Raw genomic sequence first — 15897 nt, 5'->3', positions numbered from 1 at the left:
CCGGCCCGATTATGGGGCCGGCCGTAACGCTGGCCTCCACTCACTGAGTAGGGGCCAGCGTTTTTTGGTTCCCGGCACTGCGGGGCTCCGCACTGTCCTGTGCCGGCCAGCCGGATTGAAGGGCCGAAGCTCGGGACGCCGCGTCTGACGGGGTAACCCACTCTGCGGCTGAGTGCCGGAGGGAGCAATTACTTGGGTGCGTGCGGCGATCAAGATCCTGGGCTTATGCCACGGAGTCTTGGCGGCAGGTAGATGCCCGGGCGGGCGGGGATTGGGCGGACAGAGGACCAGGTCGGCCGTTGGATGGCCGGGCCGAGTCTGCATCAGGCCTAGTCCGTCGGGCTGACTAGGCGGCCAGGCGGACTAGGCCGCCGGGCGGACTAGACCGCCGGGTGCATGCCGGAGTTGGGCAGGGTTTGCCTGCCGCCGCCGGAGCTGCCCCTCTTGAGGAGTTCGCCCGTATACCTCCGGACCGCCCCGGGCCTGTCCCACGCCACCTCCGTGCCGATCTTTGCGCCTACTGCTGGAAAGCAACATTATCCCGTTGATTGATGCGGTGGTTTTAGCCTAAACAGCACGCGAATCTGTGCACGTGCCGGCCCAACCAGGGGTAGGCGCGATATTGCTGTTCGAATGGTTCATCCGGGGGGCCGGCAGTGGCTGGCCGACCGCGCGGGCTCGGAATCCCAATGTTGTGTCGGCGCCTCCGACCCCGAGCTGCGCGACGTCAAGCTGCGGCATCCTCCGGCTAGATCAGCAGTGTGCTTGGTGACTCGTGTGAATGGAGCGCTTCCCGCATTGCGCGGTACGAATTCGTGCGCCGTGGGCAATGTTTCACGTGAAACACGACCTTCACGTGCCGGTGGGGCGGGTGTGGTGCAAAAGAAACCAATCCGGGTCGGGATTGGCCCACTGACCGACCCTTCCAACTTCATTTTGATCGGAGCCAAGATTACGCAGCCCCGTACTCTACACGAAATGCCACCGCCGCCGAACATGGGTATGTTTCACGTGAAACCGACGCTCAGCTGCTGGTTCCAAGATGTGTCACGTTTTGCGCCTCTTCGTCGCGCCACCCGCGAATCCCTGCGCTGCAGGGTCTCTATTGCACCGGACGCCAGGACGTTGGAGAAGGACAGAGATGCTGTCCAAAATTGGCGCTCCCGCATCTCAACAAACTGTCACCGCACGCAGCCCTTCCGCCGGTCGTAGCGCGGAAACGGCGATCTGTCTCCCTGATGAAGGTGTTGCTAACCGATGGCACAGGGCCGAAAACCTCGTGACGGGCCCCATGTACCGCATCAATGCACGTTCCACGCCGCCGGATCATGTTTCACGTGAAACATGATCCTCCGGACACGTCGAACAATCTATTTCCGCTACCCCAGGAGACCAGAAGAAGAACAAACTTACATCCTTCCGCTCTTCTATTGGAGCTGTAACGGTAGTTCACTATCGATACCTAGCTATGGGTTCTCGGGCGCGTAGTGGCACCGTGCGCTCACCCGCAATGCAGCTCCTAGCCGGCCGCCGGATCGCGGTCCCATCCCACGCGATGCGGCCAACCGCCAGCGAAAGCGAAACAAGCAACACCCAGCGTAGTGACCCGTCTACGCAGCAAATTGCCCACTGAGCTTCCTTCCCTCCGCGTTGCGGATGTACCTCAGCGCCGATCACAGGCATCCCACCGCTTCGCAACCCTAGGCCCATCCGACGATGTTTCACGTGAAACGCCCGCTCGCCCACCCCCACTACCACCGCCTAGGAACCCCTTGGCAGTTCTCTTCCGCCCATTGGGTCTCCGCCAGGGCAGCAACGAGCAGCCGCCATGGGTCGGCCAGCAAACGCATTCCACGACGCACAGCCTCTAGGATGAATCGCCGAAGAGACCTTCCGGCTACCGGTCAGCTTCGGGGTGGTAGCGCTCAAGCGACCGCCCTACGTTCGACACCTCCTAGGCTCCTTGGATAGGCGGATGAATATCTTGCTGGGAAGACACCTGCCCTCGGCGCCAGGGGACTACGGTCCGTTCGGTCCCATTCCTGCGCAGCACCATCCGCACCCTGGCAGGCGCTATGTTCACCGCAAGGCTATCGATGGGGATATGACGCGCTGGCCTGCCACTCGGGCAGGAAACTCTGGGGAGGGCCCGCTGACAGGACGGACATGATCGGAAGGCGGGGCGCGCAATGATTTCCGGCGACACTCCGGAGAGCGGGCCGTGGTGGCTGCGGAAGGCATCTTCGGCGCTTGGCTACCTGCGTTCGCAAGCACCGTGAGGGATCCGCGGTCTGACTCAAACCAATCGACCGGCCGTTATAGTCCGACGATCTATACCAAATCTCGCAGCCAGAATCTGGACTCAACGAAGAAGACTATGGCCACTACCGGGAGCCAGGCCCGAAAGCTCACCAGGACAAGTGCAAGCTCGGATCGCTCTGGTCAGCTGGGCGACTGCGGCCCTCCGGCACGGGCCCGGACGCCAGCCCGATGACGTGCATTGAATTGCTCCCGGAGGACTTCTGTACGGCGAAGCAACAGCGCAGGCATCGCCCAGTGCGCCCTCGCGTACGCGGCCGGCACGGGGCTCACATGCTCGTCGGGAAGCAAGTATACGACGCCAGACACTGGGGACGTCATCCTTGGGCGGAAGCCGGAGCAATCCCTCCGTCAAATGGCCAGCCCAGAGAGGTACGAGCGCAGGAACCGTGCTAGAGGTCTGGAGTGTCCGTGTGCAGTAGGACCTATGGCGAAGCGACCGTTCCTGCCGGGCGGGGTCCCACGATCTGTCATAGCCCCTACGGGACCGAGAGCGTCCCTACGATCGAATTGGGACAGCAGCTGCGGACGCTGTCCTACCTGGCTGGGCGTGCCCGTGATCTTGAAATCCCGATCGCTGTACTACTGACCGGGTGTTGAGAGAGGGCGAGCGAGGGAGTTCACAGCTTCTTCCCCACAGAAGTTATGCACACAGTTATCCACAGGGCACTGAGACATTACACAGCGCTATCCACAGGGCCTTGGGCACCAGCCTCTGGGCTGTCAAGGCTCACATGTAGGCGTCGACAGGCACCCTGCCTTCAGCACGCCAGATCCGCAGACGTCGGGCAGCCTGCTTCACGACTCAGCGTTGCGTGGGACGGCCGTAAATTTAACCGGACTATGTGGATTTTGTAAGCATTCTCGGTCTTCATCCGTGGCGGCCGCATGTGGAGCGCCGTGTTTCACGTGAAACAATATGGCCAAACACGGTGGGCCATCGACCGGCGCATTATGTGGCCAAGACGCAGACCTGCCTCCAGGTCCCACCGTCCACTGGCGCCGGGGTCTAATCCACAAAGTTATCCACAGCGATATCCACCGCTCCAGTTACAGCGTGCGACGACTGCCAGTGCACCGCCAGCAGTGGAAACGCCGACCGGAGAACCATCAATTAGAGCACTAGCCCTGCCGGGAACGGCATTGGGGAGATTGGACCTACGATGGCTTCGCAGCCCGCATCGAGGAATGCCGACCGACTCACAGCGGATATACGCGATCCAGGAATATGCCCGGCCGTGCCAAGAGGGTGTCTAAGAGATGCATTGCTCCCGCTCCAGCCGGACGCGACATTGGCTTTCGACCCGGCTTCGCGGCTGTCCGACGGGACAGACCACGGTGCGATGGGGAGGACGGGGGAGTCAATAGCTACTGCCCGCACACCGCGCAGTATCGTCCCACACGTCCAGGCGGTGCCGTCACCACAGGTCGCCACCGCACCTGGGAAGCCTAGCGGCTGCCTGAATCCGGGGCATCTCCGCCTGCCGTACTGGACGATCCAGCGAAGACAGCAGCCACCTGCCGTCTACCGGCGGAGTGGGGAGCTTCGTCATGGCCAGGAAGAACACGCGGTAGGGCCGGTGAGGTCTCACGACACGCACGACCCCATACCGCCGAAAAGCTTTTCCTGCGGCGGGGTTCGTTCGGCGGCACACACGCACCTCCTACGACGGGATCCTTGGGCCGGCGCAAATGCATCTTGTACTACGGGGTCCTTGGGCGAACGCAAATGCATCTCCCACGGCCGGGTCCGTGGGTTGGCGCATGTCTAATGCGGCCAGCCAGGAGCTCCCAGCCCAGGCGCTTTGGCGCCACCTCGACGGATTGCGCCATGCTCACCGACGTTCGAGGGGCACTAACGTATACCCAGGTTCCGGTACGGGAGGGGGAGTGCAGACGCGATCGAGCACGTTACCCGGCCCCAATGCGGCTTTCGGGCCAATTCTCGGCTGAGCTCGGGCCGCGTTACGTCCAGGCCGCCCTCAAAAGTGATGCCACCCGGACGTGGGGGTAGTTGCCGTCGGTGTGATTCCATCAGCTGACACTATGTCGTCCGCGAAGCTGATCGAGCCTTCGGTATGAGGAGTCCGCATCCTCGGAATGTTTCACGTGAAACACCCGAAGATAATGGAGCGACGGCGGCCAACGTCCGATCCCATCTGTGGCGCTCCTACCGTGATCTGTGACTGCCGGCGAGAGCGGCCGCGGCTCACTACTACTGCGGTTAGGAGGCTGCGCCAGCCGCCCAACGTGGACCGAGCAGCGCAACGGAGATGCCCACCTTGGGCTGCTAGGGGAACAACAGCAAGACAATCAAACAGGCAAGCCGCTGCGGTTGAGCCCCCATCATGGCATCCATGGGGAGGCCAAAACAAGCTCGTAAGGACGGCAGGACGCCGATCCGGCCATGTGATCGGCTCGCAGCGACCACACCGGGGCCGTTGGTCCGACTTGGGCGTATCCAACTATTGCCACCCGCCCACACAGGATTTGCTAGCGTCGCGACATACTGCCGAAAGTGCCGCCAACGCGGTACTTTTGGTGGTCCGCCTTGCCCCGTTCGTCCCACACTGCTGGACTGCGCGCATCGCTACTACATTGCCCGTCTCGTCCCACGTGGTTTCACGTGAAACATACTGTATGGGCCCGCGAAAATATGTAAACCCTCCACCTGCCAGCTGAGGTCATTGCGGCGCGTTGCTGTGCATGCAAGGGGACAGCCTCCTGGCCGGCGCGCTCGACAACCGGGCCCAATGAACGACCGAAGGCGCTATAGGGACCATCACTCCCGCCCCGCAAGCGCTTTACGTACGTTGCTCCGCTCTGCAGTGCATCCTGCGTTCTGCGGCACCTTGGCCCGTACTTGAGACCATCCCAGAGCATCCTTTGGGGCAATGGAGACGTCCCAGCTGCCGCCGAGCACACGCGGGGCTCCACAAGCGGAACCGACGGGCCCTGCGGGGCCACGGGAGGGCCAAGAGGGGTCCGCGGGCCGGCCCCGCCAGCGTTGGCAGGTATCTGTGGGTGGACGATCCACACCTGGAACTCCCAAATGCACACAAACCGAGCGGTTGCCCAGAATGGCAATTCGGGAAACTGTATGCCATCAAACACACAAAAAAGGGCCTGTTTCACGTGAAACAGGCCCCATCTTGAGCAAGTGTGCTGAGAGTTAGCTCGGTGCCCCAGGGGTGAGAACGTCCATGATCCGGTTCAGATCCTCGACGCTGGCGAATTCGATGCTGACGCGGCCTTTACGGGCCCCCAGGGAAATCTTCACATTGGTGTCCAGGCGGTCGGACAACGAAGACGCCAGGTAATCGAGTCGTTCGTGGCGTGCCCCCGGACGGGGGATGTTGTTCTTCGTCGGCGCAGCGGGGCTCTGGTACAGCGTCACAGCCTCTTCCGTGGCGCGGACCGACATACCCTCTGCCACGATCTTCTGGGCAAGCCGTTCCATCGCAGCGGCGTCAGGAAGAGCAAGGAGGGCACGAGCGTGGCCGGCCGAAATCACGCCGGCGCCTACACGACGCTGAACAAGCGGCGGGAGTTTCAGCAGGCGGAGGGTGTTCGAGACCTGGGGCCGGGAGCGGCCGATCCGATCAGCAAGCTGCTCATGGGTGGTTCCAAAGTCCTCCAGCAGCTGCTGGTACGCCGCAGCCTCTTCCAGGGGATTCAGCTGGCTGCGGTGGAGGTTCTCGAGCAGGGCGTCACGAAGCAGGTCATCATCAGTGGTGTCGCGGACAATCGCCGGGATGGTGTCGAGTCCGGCGGCCTGTACGGCACGCCAGCGGCGCTCACCCATGACGAGCTCGTAGGGTTCGCCACCTTCTTCGGTTGATGTACGCACCACAATTGGCTGGAGCACGCCGATTTCACGAACCGAGTGCACCAGCTCCGCCATATCGTCCTCATCGAAGACGGAGCGCGGCTGTTTGCGGTTGGGGTGGATGTCCGAAACAGGGATTTCCGCGAAACGGACGCCAGGAACTTCAATCAGATCAACGCCGTTGTCATCGGCAACCGCGTCCGCCGCGGGCATCGGCCGGGAGTCGTTCCGGGCTGCGGAGTCCTTGGGCGCTGCGGCCTTCTTCGCAGCCGCGCCGCCGGTCTGGGCCGGGCCAGGCTGGTTCTTTGTCGCAGCCTTTGTCGCAGGCTTCGTCGCAGTCTTCGTCCCGGAGCGAACCGGCTCAGGCTTTCCAGCCGGCGCAGCGGTTTCGTCCGTGCCGGCAGTTTCGTCCGGGGCAGCCGTAGCCGCGGCAGCGGTCGCAGAAGAAGACGCCGTCGTCTTGTCTGCAGCGGCTTCCGTCGCTTCCGGGGTCTCTTCCGTCAGCATTGTGTCGGGGGTCCGCTTCCTGGCCTCAGGAAAAAACAGATCCACCGGCCGGGACGGGGCAGAACCGCTTCCGGAGGCGTTAGCCGAGGCGGAACTTGGAATCAGTGCGCCAAGTCCACGGCCAAGGCCGCGTCGCTTATCGCTCATGGATAAATCCCTCCAGTGGAAGAGCCCGGCTCAACCCGGCTCTGGCTAGTGCAATGTTGAGAAGATTCTAACGTTCAGCAATTTCCGCTGCGGCTTCCAAATAGGAAAGAGCGCCGCTGGAGGAAGGATCATAAGTCATCACGGTCTGCTGATAGCTCGGCGCCTCGGAAATTCGCACCGACCGAGGAACCACAGCTCCGAGCACCTGCTCCGGGAAGTGTTCACGGACTTCCGCTGCCACTTGGGCCGCGAGATTGGTACGCCCGTCGTACATCGTCAGCAGGATGGTGGAGACCACCAGATCGGCATTGAGGTGCTTCTGGATCATTTCAATGTTCTTGAGCAGCTGGCTCAGTCCCTCAAGGGCGTAGTACTCGCACTGGATCGGGATGAGGACCTCACCGGCCGCGCAGAAGGCGTTGACTGTCAGAAGTCCCAGGCTCGGCGGGCAATCAATAAAGATGTAATCGAGGCGTTCCTCGCCGTTCTTGGCGCGTTCCTTGGCGTAGACATCGATGGCCCGCCGGAGTCGCTGCTCACGGGCGACCAAGCTGACGAGCTCGATCTCAGCGCCGGCAAGGTGGATGGTGGCCGGCGCGCAAATTAGTTTGTCGATGTCCGGGCACGGTGCCACGACGTCCTGCAGCGGCACATCGTTGATGAGGACGTCATAGATGCTGTCGACGTCGGCGTGGTGTTCTATACCCAAGGCGGTAGAGGCGTTACCCTGCGGATCGATGTCGATCACCAGCACATTCAGGCCAGCGGCAGCCAAGGCAGCGGCGATGTTGACCGTGGTGGTTGTCTTACCCACCCCGCCCTTCTGATTGGACACGGTGAAGATGCGGGTCTTCTCCGGCTTCGGCAGTTCACGGCCCAGCAGTCGTTCCCGACGCTTGTTCTCATGCGCAAGCTCGCGGGCAATCGGGCTGGAATCGTCGATCGAGTCCAAGACGTTGCCGACGGACGCGACGGAGGTTTCACGTGAAACGCCGGCGGCGACAGTGACGTCCGCAACCGATTTAGCTTGTTTGGACGAGATATTGTGAGCGACCGCGGGCGCGGAAAAGGCCCGTGCTGACCCCAGGGACACAAACGGGGGGATCCGTTGTGTGGAGGCTTCGCTACTGCTCACTTGACACTCTCGCTCTCATTCGGCTTTTGCTGCCGGTTACTAGCCTAACCTCTTCCTAAACAAGACCGAGGGCACCGGGCGGGTGCTACGCAATCTTTCGAGGCTTGTTCACAACGATTCGGACTACGGTCGTGGGTTCCTCGAGGAGGTCTTCGCCGACGATCACAACAGAGGTCTCCACCCCGCCGAGTTTCCGGATGACCTTGGCGGCCTTCTCGATCTCTTCGCCGGCGCTACGCCCCTTGATGGCGACGACCTCGCCCTTGCCTCCGAGCAGCGGAATGGTGAGTCCGGCGAGGTTGGAGAGGGCAGAAACAGCCCGGGCAGTGACGACGTCGGCGCTCACGTGGCCCACGGCCAGTTCCGCACGGGTCCGCATCACGGTGACGTTTTCGAGCCCCAGGTCATCGACGACTTCCTGCAGCCAGATCACCCGCCGCTCCAGCGGTTCGATCAGCGTTAGTTCCAGGTCCGGCCGCGCAATGGCCAGGCAAAGACCCGGGAGCCCGGCCCCGCTGCCGACGTCGGCAACGTGGCTTCCCTGGGCAATCTCGCGTTCAATAACGGCACAGTTAAGCACGTGCCTGCTCCACAACCTGGGCACTTCGCGGGGCCCGATCAGCCCGCGTTCGGTGCCGGACGTGGCCAGGTGCTCAACGTAGCGTTTTGCCAGTTCAAGCCGGTCGCCAAAAATAGACTCTGCGGCCTTCAGTTCGGCCGCGGTAATTTCCACCATCAAGCTACTCCGCGGATTCAGTCTGCGGAGACAACGATGTGCCGGTCAGCGCCTTCGCCTTCGGATTCGCTGACGAATCCGAGATCGGCAACGGCGTCGTGAACAATCTTGCGCTCGTACGCGCTCATCGGTGCCAGCGCGACGGATTTGCCAGTGTCCTTGACCGAAGCGATGGCGTCTTCGGCGATCTGCTGCAGGTCACCGGCGCGGTCGGCACGGTAGCCGTTGATGTCCAGCACGAGGCGGGAGCGGTTCTCCGTGGCGGAGAGCACCGCAAGGCGGGTGAGTTCCTGAAGGGCTTCGAGCACCTCGCCGTCGGCGCCAACGAGGCTCTCCAGTCCCGAGGAGTCTTCCTCGGCAACGATGGAGATGTAGGTGCGGCCGTTTCGGACCTCAATATCGATGTCGCCGTCGATGTCGGCGATGTCCAGGAGCTCCTCGAGGTAGTCCGCGGCGACGTCGCCCTCTTCCTCCAGGCGGCTTGCCGAGGTGCCCTTTCCGGAACCGGCAGCGGCGTCCTGGGACTCGTCCCCGGCTTCCTGGTTGCTGTCTACCTGCACGTCGTCCTGGAAAGTGTCCTGATCGGGGGCTTCGGCGGAAATAGCGTGTTCGGTGCTCTCGGCAGACATTACTTCCTCTTCCTGTTCTTGCGCTGGGGCTGGATGCGCTGGCTCTTCGCGGCGACGGCGGCCGCCGCGGCGGCCGCTTCAGCCTCGGCGTCGGCCTTCTTGGCACCCATCAGGGGCAGGGACGGCAGTCCCTTGGCGGCACGGCGCTCGGCCAGGGCCTTCGCGGCGGGGGAGCCCGGCGTCGGCATCCGGCGGATCACGAAGAACTGCTGGCCCATGGTCCAAAGGTTCGTGGTGGTCCAGTAGATCAGGACACCGATGGGGAAGTTGATGCCGCCGACGCCGAAGACGAGCGGCAGGACGTACAGCATCATCTTCTGCTGCTTCATGAACGGGCTCGCCATGGCCTCTTCGGACATGTTCTTCGCCATGATCTGCTTCTGGGTGATGAACTGCGAGGCTGTCATCGCCAGGATCATCACGATCGAGAGGATCCAGACCGCCATCTGGTTGCCGCCACCGCCGTGCAGCAGGGATGCCGAAAGCGGGGCACCGAAAATGCTGGATTCGTCGAATTGCACCACCTGGTCGTGGCTCAGCGCGCCGATGCCCTTGCCGGTGGTCTTGGCGTTACTGATGCCGGAGAGAACCTGGAAGAGCGCGAAGAAGAATGGCATCTGGATCAGCATCGGCAGGCAGGCCGAGAACGGGTTGGTGCCGTGCTTCTTGTACATGGCCATCTGTTCCTGTGCCATGGCCTGGCGGGAGAGCTGGTCGGTCTTGCCCTTGTACTTGTCCTGAAGCTTCTTCAGGTCGGGCTGGAGCAGCTGCATGCCGCGCTGGGCTTTGATCTGCTTGACGAACACGGGGATCAGGGCGGCGCGGATGACCAGCACCAGCCCGATGATGGACAGCGTCCAGGTCCAGCCGTTGGCGGCCGGGAGGCCGATGGCGCTCAGTCCATCGTGGAAGCCCACCATAATGATGGAAACCAGCCACTTGAACGGAAACATGATTGTTTCAAAGAAGTCCATACGATATCCCTATTCGTCAGGCCGCCGAGCGGCCTTCTCCATCAGACTGAGCAGCCAGGTACTTATCCGGGTTGTTCAGCACAACAATTCTGGGGGTGTGGCCATCCGGCCACTCCCGGTGCCCGGCGGGGACGTGGTCCACTCCACCGGAATTCCATGGGTGGCAGCGCGCCAGGCGCCGGGCCGCGAGCCAGCTTCCCTTGACGGCGCCATGCACCGTGACCGCTTCCAGCGCGTACGCCGAGCAGCTGGGGAAAAACCGGCAAACCTGCCCGTACAGCGGCGAGACCACCTTGCGGTAGGCCATCAGCAGCAGGATCAAGATGTTGCGGGGCAGGTTCCAGACCGCAAGGCCGAGCCAGGCTACGGCCGCTTTGACGCGGGATTCAGAAACAGGGACGACGGCGGCAGTCGAGTTACGCACGCGGGGTCCCTTCCTGTGTTGTCTCGTAAGAAACTGTAGAAGCGGCCTGTGGAAGGCGGCTGCCCAAGCGTTTCATGGTCGTCTCCAAAGCGGCGTCATAGTCGCTGCACAGATCATCCCAGCCGGCGGCCGCAGAGGCGGGCAGTGCCCGGACCACGATAGCGAACCCGCTGGGATATTTCTGCAGCGACAAGGCGCCGGCTTCTCTTAGTCTCCTCTTAACGAGGTTCCTGACAACAGCGTTCCCAACACTCTTGGAAACGATGAAACCGATCCGGCTTGGTTCATCGGCAGCGAGAGCTGCCGTATATAACACTAAGTTCCGGCGTCCATTGCGGACGCCGGAACGTACAGTTGTTGAAAAATCGGTAGGGGTCCTCAGACGGTTCCGGGTGGCTAGCACCGTTCAACTCGCATAGGGATGGTGACCGACGAGTCAGTTATTTAGGCCGACAGCTCGGTGCGGCCCTTGCCACGACGGGCTGCCAGGATGGCACGGCCGGCACGGGTACGCATACGAAGGCGGAAGCCGTGCTTCTTGGCTCGACGGCGGTTATTCGGCTGAAAAGTCCGCTTGCTCACGTTAGTTACTCCAGTGGATCAAAGGTGCGCCCACCCGATCAAAAAAGGGGAAGAACTGGCCGACGCTAAGTTTTGTATGTGCCGCTACCCTCGACTCGCAAGACGCAGGCGTCGGGGAGAGATTCAATGAGGCGAAAAGCGGACACAAAGGACTTCACAACGTTAGGGGAAAAGCGCCCCCAGAGTCAAACCGGGAGGTGTTCAGCCGCCTGTCCCCAGCTGTGGTTAACCCGGTCGCCAGCCTGTGGATGAAGTGGGTCACGCCCCCGCATTTGGAACCACACCAGTGTAATTATCCACAGGGCTGATCCCAGCTATCTTCTAGTCTTTTCATCCCCTAGAGTGTCCCAGTAGCCGATTATCCACGGACTGTGCACAACCCTGTGGATTAAGCCGGGGCCAGCAGTCTGGTTCAGGCCTCGTGGCTGCAGGTAACGCAGGCAAGCAAGGTTTGAGGAACTGATTGATGACGGTAGACGAAGCCAACCAAGCAAACACCGTCGGAAGTTCCTGGCGGCGGGTTGTCAGCCTTCTTGAGAACGACCACCGGGTCACTCCCCGGCAGCGTGGCTTCGTGATCCTCGCCCAGGCCCAGGGACTGATCGGCTCAACCTTGCTGGTGGCCGTACCCAACGAACTCACCCGCGAGGTACTCCAGACCCAGGTCAAGGAAGCCCTCGACGACGCCCTGCGGGATGTCTTTTCCGACGAAATCCGCTGCGCGATCGACGTCGACACCGATCTGGTGCCACTGCATGTCGAGCCCGAACCAACGGCCGAACTGTCCCTGGTCGCCGACCCCATGGTGGAACTGAAGCCGCAGCCAATGCTGCCGAGCACTTCCCACGAATTCGGTCGGCTCAATCCGAAGTACGTCTTCGACACCTTCGTGATCGGTTCCTCCAACCGCTTTGCCCACGCGGCCGCCGTCGCCGTCGCCGAAGCGCCTGCCAAGGCGTACAACCCGCTGTTCATCTACGGGGACTCAGGTCTGGGCAAAACCCACCTGCTGCACGCGATCGGCCACTACGCCCGCCGGCTCTACAGCGGCATCCGGGTCCGCTATGTGAACTCCGAGGAATTCACGAACGACTTCATCAACTCCATCCGCGACGATGAAGGCACCAGCTTCAAGACCACCTACCGCAACGTGGACGTTCTGCTGATCGATGACATCCAGTTCCTGGCCGGCAAGGACCGGACGCTGGAGGAGTTCTTCCACACTTTCAACGCCCTGCACAACAACAACAAGCAGGTCGTCATCACCTCCGACCAGCCGCCCAAGCTGCTCGCCGGCTTCGAAGACCGCATGAAGTCCCGCTTCGAGTGGGGCCTGCTGACCGACATCCAGCCGCCGGAACTGGAAACGCGCATCGCTATCCTGCGCAAGAAGGCGCTGAGCGAAGGCCTGTCCGCCCCGGACGACGCACTGGAGTACATCGCTTCGAAGATCTCCAGCAACATCCGCGAACTTGAGGGTGCGCTGATCCGGGTCACGGCGTTCGCGAGCCTGAACCGGCAGCCGGTGGATGTGGCCCTGGCCGAAATGGTGCTCAAGGACCTGATCACCGACGACGGCGCCCAGGAGATCACCTCTGCGCAGATCCTCACCCAGACGGCCGACTACTTCAAGCTCAGCATGGAAGAACTCTGCAGCAAGTCCCGCACGCGGACCCTGGTCACCGCGCGGCAGATCGCGATGTACCTGTGCCGGGAGCTCACCGACATGTCCCTGCCCAAGATTGGCCAGGAGCTCGGCGGCCGCGACCACACCACGGTCATCCACGCGGACCGGAAGATCCGCGAACTGATGGCGGAGCGCCGCGTGATCTACAACCAGGTTACTGAACTGACCAACCGGATCAAGCAGCAGCAGCGCAATTCCTGAGTATCGGCGCCGCGCACTCTTACCTTATTAACAGGGGCCTGTGGACAACCCTGTGGATACTTAAGGGGACAACCGCGGTTAATGGGCTTAAAACCCTTAAGGCGCCTGTGGATCGGCGCAACGCCCGACAATGTTGTCCCCATCCACACCCTGTTTAAAACCTGCTCCACCCACAGTCCATGAACAGGGCTTAACCCCGGAAACGCACGGCCAGACCGAGTTATCCACAGTTTCCACAGCAGTTATTAACACTACTAATCCCAAGAAAATGAAATTCCCTCAAACAACAGTTTCCTTCCGACCCCCCACCTGCCAGCACAGGCCCTCCGGAAGCCCGGCCCGGAAGCCCGCTCCGGAACCACACTGGTGTAACCCGGGGATGGGAGAACTAGGATCTTGGGGCTAAGCTGTCTGCAGTGCGTCCGTCCCGGACACTCTCTTGTCATTCGCAACCCGGAAACGGACAGCGGCGGAGAAAGACCTGGAGTGCATGCACTTACCTTTTTGGCGGATCCGGCAGCGCGCCGGGGTCGCCATGGCCCTGTGAGTTTTAGCTTTTGTCAGCAGCAATGAAAGGCGGCACCCTTCCGTGAAGTTCAGAGTCGAACGGGACGTCCTGGCCGAAGCCGTGACCTGGACCGCCCGGTCGTTGTCTCCGCGGCCGCCTGTTCCCGTGCTTTCCGGTTTGCTCCTCAAGGCAGAAGCCGGCACTGTCAGCCTCTCCAGCTTTGACTACGAGACCTCGGCACGCCTGGAAATCCCCGCTGACATCACCACCGAGGGCACGATCCTGGTCTCCGGCCGCCTGCTCGCGGACATTTGCCGCAGCCTGCCCTCCGCCCCGGTCGAAATCGAAACCGACGGCAACAAAGTCACCCTGACCTGCCGCCGGAGCAGCTTCCACCTGGCCACGATGCCGGAGGCGGAATACCCGCCGCTGCCCGCGCTGCCCCCGATCAGTGGCACCGTGCCAGGCGATTCGTTCGCGCAGGCCGTTTCCCAGGTGATTATCGCGGCCAGCAAGGACGACACGCTGCCCATTCTCACCGGCGTCCGGATGGAGATCGAGGACGACCTCATCACGCTGCTCGCCACCGACCGCTACCGCCTCGCCATGCGCGAAGTGCCCTGGAAGCCCGCAACTCCGGGCATCTCCACCAGCGCCCTGGTGAAAGCCAAGACCCTCAACGAAGTGGCCAAGACACTCGGCGGCAGCGGCGATATCAACCTCGCCCTCGCCGATGACGACAGCCGGCTGATCGGTTTCGAGAGCGGCGGCCGCACCACGACGTCGCTCCTGGTCGATGGCGACTATCCGAAAATCCGGTCGCTGTTCCCGGATTCCACCCCGATCCACGCCACCGTGCAGACCCAGGAACTGGTCGAAGCCGTCCGCCGCGTCTCGCTTGTGGCCGAACGCAACACCCCGGTCCGGCTTGCCTTCACCCAGGGACAGCTGCACCTTGACGCCGGAACCGGTGAAGACGCGCAGGCCTCAGAAGAGCTCGAAGCCCAGCTGACCGGCGAAGACATCACCGTGGCCTTCAACCCCCACTACCTCATCGAGGGCCTGAGCGTCATCGAGACCAAGTTTGTGCGGTTCTCCTTCACCACGGCGCCAAAGCCGGCGATGATCACCGCCCAGCAGGACGCCGACGGCGAGGACCAGGACGACTACCGCTACCTGGTCATGCCGGTCCGTCTGCCCAACTAGTCCCCACCGCCACCCTCGCCTCGCAAGCTCGGCCAGGGAACCCTGGCGGCGTGGGCCCAGGCAGTTGTTGTCGTTCTGGGCCCCAAATCGACAACCGACACCCAATGCAGAAAGAGAACCCGCACTATGCACATTGGACTGATCGGCCTTGGAAAAATGGGTTTCAACATGCGCGAACGCCTGCGCAAGGGTGGAATCCAGGTCACCGGTTTCGACCGCAATCCGGATGTCACCGACGTGGCCACCGTTGACGAGCTGATCGCCGCACTGCCGGCGCCGCGTCTGATCTGGGTCATGGTTCCCGCCGGCGAGATCACCGACGCCGTCATCAGCGAGCTCGGCAACAAGCTCGACGCCGGTGACCTGGTGATCGACGGAGGCAACTCCCGCTTCACCGAGGACCAGAAGCACGCGGCTGCGCTGGCCGAAAAGGGCGTCCGTTTTGCGGACTGCGGGGTGTCCGGCGGGGTCTGGGGCCTGCAGAACGGCTACGGACTGATGGCCGGCGGTGATCCTGCCGACATCGAACGGGCACTCCCGGTCTTTGACGCACTCCGCCCGGAAGGCGACCGCGCGGACAGCTTCGTGCACGTGGGCGGCGTCGGCGCCGGACACTACGCCAAGATGGTGCACAACGGCATCGAATACGGCCTGATGCAGGCCTATGCGGAAGGCTACGAACTCCTTGCGGCGAAGGACATCGTGACCGACCTGCCCGGCACCTTCCGGGCCTGGCAGAAGGGCACCGTTGTCCGCTCCTGGCTGCTGGACCTCATGGTCAAAGCCCTGGACGAGGATCCCGGACTGGAATCCATTGACGACTACGTCGAGGACTCGGGCGAGGGACGGTGGACGGTGGAGGAAGCCATTGCCAACGCGGTGCCGGCCCCGGCCATCACGGCGGCGCTGTTCGCACGCTTCTCCTCCCGCGAAGACAGCTCGCCTGCCATGAAGATGGTGTCCGCCCTGCGCCACCAGTTCGGCGGCCACGCCACCCGGCCGGCCAAGTAGTC

11 protein-coding genes are annotated in these 15897 nt (G+C 62.5%); 3 read left to right on the top strand and 8 right to left on the bottom strand.

Annotation, left to right across the window (positions count from 1 at the left end; all coding sequences use genetic code 11):
* Positions 1–5491 precede the first annotated feature (5491 nt).
* From AB4Y91_RS14545 to rpmH, 8 genes are all read right to left on the bottom strand, one after another.
* Positions 5492–6802 carry a ParB/RepB/Spo0J family partition protein gene (locus AB4Y91_RS14545; protein ID WP_441419140.1) on the bottom strand — a complete coding sequence of 437 codons (1311 nt, stop codon included), beginning with the start codon at positions 6800–6802 and terminating at the stop codon, positions 5492–5494.
* A 67-nt stretch (positions 6803–6869) separates the two neighbouring features.
* Positions 6870–7937: a ParA family protein gene (locus tag AB4Y91_RS14540; RefSeq protein WP_441419139.1), complete on the bottom strand. Its 1068-nt coding sequence runs from the start codon at positions 7935–7937 to the stop codon at positions 6870–6872.
* An 85-nt stretch (positions 7938–8022) separates the two neighbouring features.
* Entirely contained in the window at positions 8023–8673 is a 651-nt protein-coding gene (rsmG, locus tag AB4Y91_RS14535) for a 16S rRNA (guanine(527)-N(7))-methyltransferase RsmG (protein WP_441419138.1), read from the bottom strand.
* A 17-nt stretch (positions 8674–8690) separates the two neighbouring features.
* The gene (locus AB4Y91_RS14530; RefSeq protein ID WP_441419137.1) at positions 8691–9302 is read right to left on the bottom strand and encodes a Jag family protein; all 612 of its coding nucleotides are present in this window, start codon (positions 9300–9302) and stop codon (positions 8691–8693) included.
* On the bottom strand, positions 9302–10276 hold the full coding sequence (gene yidC, locus AB4Y91_RS14525) for a membrane protein insertase YidC (RefSeq protein WP_441419136.1): 975 nt from the start codon (positions 10274–10276) through the stop codon (positions 9302–9304). The genes AB4Y91_RS14530 and yidC overlap by 1 nt, the downstream gene beginning before the upstream one ends.
* 16 nt (positions 10277–10292) lie before the next feature.
* Positions 10293–10700, bottom strand: coding sequence for a membrane protein insertion efficiency factor YidD (yidD, locus tag AB4Y91_RS14520; RefSeq protein ID WP_441419135.1), 408 nt, complete (start codon positions 10698–10700; stop codon positions 10293–10295).
* Complete coding sequence (gene rnpA / locus AB4Y91_RS14515; RefSeq protein ID WP_175323036.1) at positions 10693–11103, bottom strand: ribonuclease P protein component; 411 nt, start codon at positions 11101–11103, stop codon at positions 10693–10695. Before rnpA ends, yidD begins: the two co-directional genes overlap by 8 nt.
* Before the next feature lie 41 nt (positions 11104–11144).
* On the bottom strand, positions 11145–11282 hold the full coding sequence (gene rpmH / locus AB4Y91_RS14510) for a 50S ribosomal protein L34 (RefSeq protein WP_003800212.1): 138 nt from the start codon (positions 11280–11282) through the stop codon (positions 11145–11147).
* A gap of 466 nt (positions 11283–11748) precedes the next feature.
* Between rpmH and dnaA the strand changes: the two genes are divergently transcribed.
* The 3 genes from dnaA to gnd all read left to right on the top strand — a co-directional run bounded on the left by dnaA (position 11749) and on the right by gnd (position 15895).
* The gene (gene dnaA, locus AB4Y91_RS14505) at positions 11749–13170 is read left to right on the top strand and encodes a chromosomal replication initiator protein DnaA (RefSeq protein WP_441419134.1); all 1422 of its coding nucleotides are present in this window, start codon (positions 11749–11751) and stop codon (positions 13168–13170) included.
* A gap of 589 nt (positions 13171–13759) precedes the next feature.
* On the top strand, positions 13760–14884 hold the full coding sequence (dnaN, locus tag AB4Y91_RS14500) for a DNA polymerase III subunit beta (protein ID WP_175323034.1): 1125 nt from the start codon (positions 13760–13762) through the stop codon (positions 14882–14884).
* A 126-nt stretch (positions 14885–15010) separates the two neighbouring features.
* Positions 15011–15895 (top strand): phosphogluconate dehydrogenase (NAD(+)-dependent, decarboxylating), encoded by an 885-nt coding sequence (gnd, locus tag AB4Y91_RS14495; protein WP_441419133.1) that lies wholly within the window; start codon positions 15011–15013, stop codon positions 15893–15895.
* Positions 15896–15897 lie beyond the last annotated feature (2 nt).

The organism is Arthrobacter sp. YAF16 (assembly GCF_052113385.1).
Lineage (GTDB): Bacteria > Actinomycetota > Actinomycetes > Actinomycetales > Micrococcaceae > Arthrobacter.
Note: the sequence above shows the minus strand (reverse complement) of the source record. Positions and strands in the feature narration are given on the sequence as shown.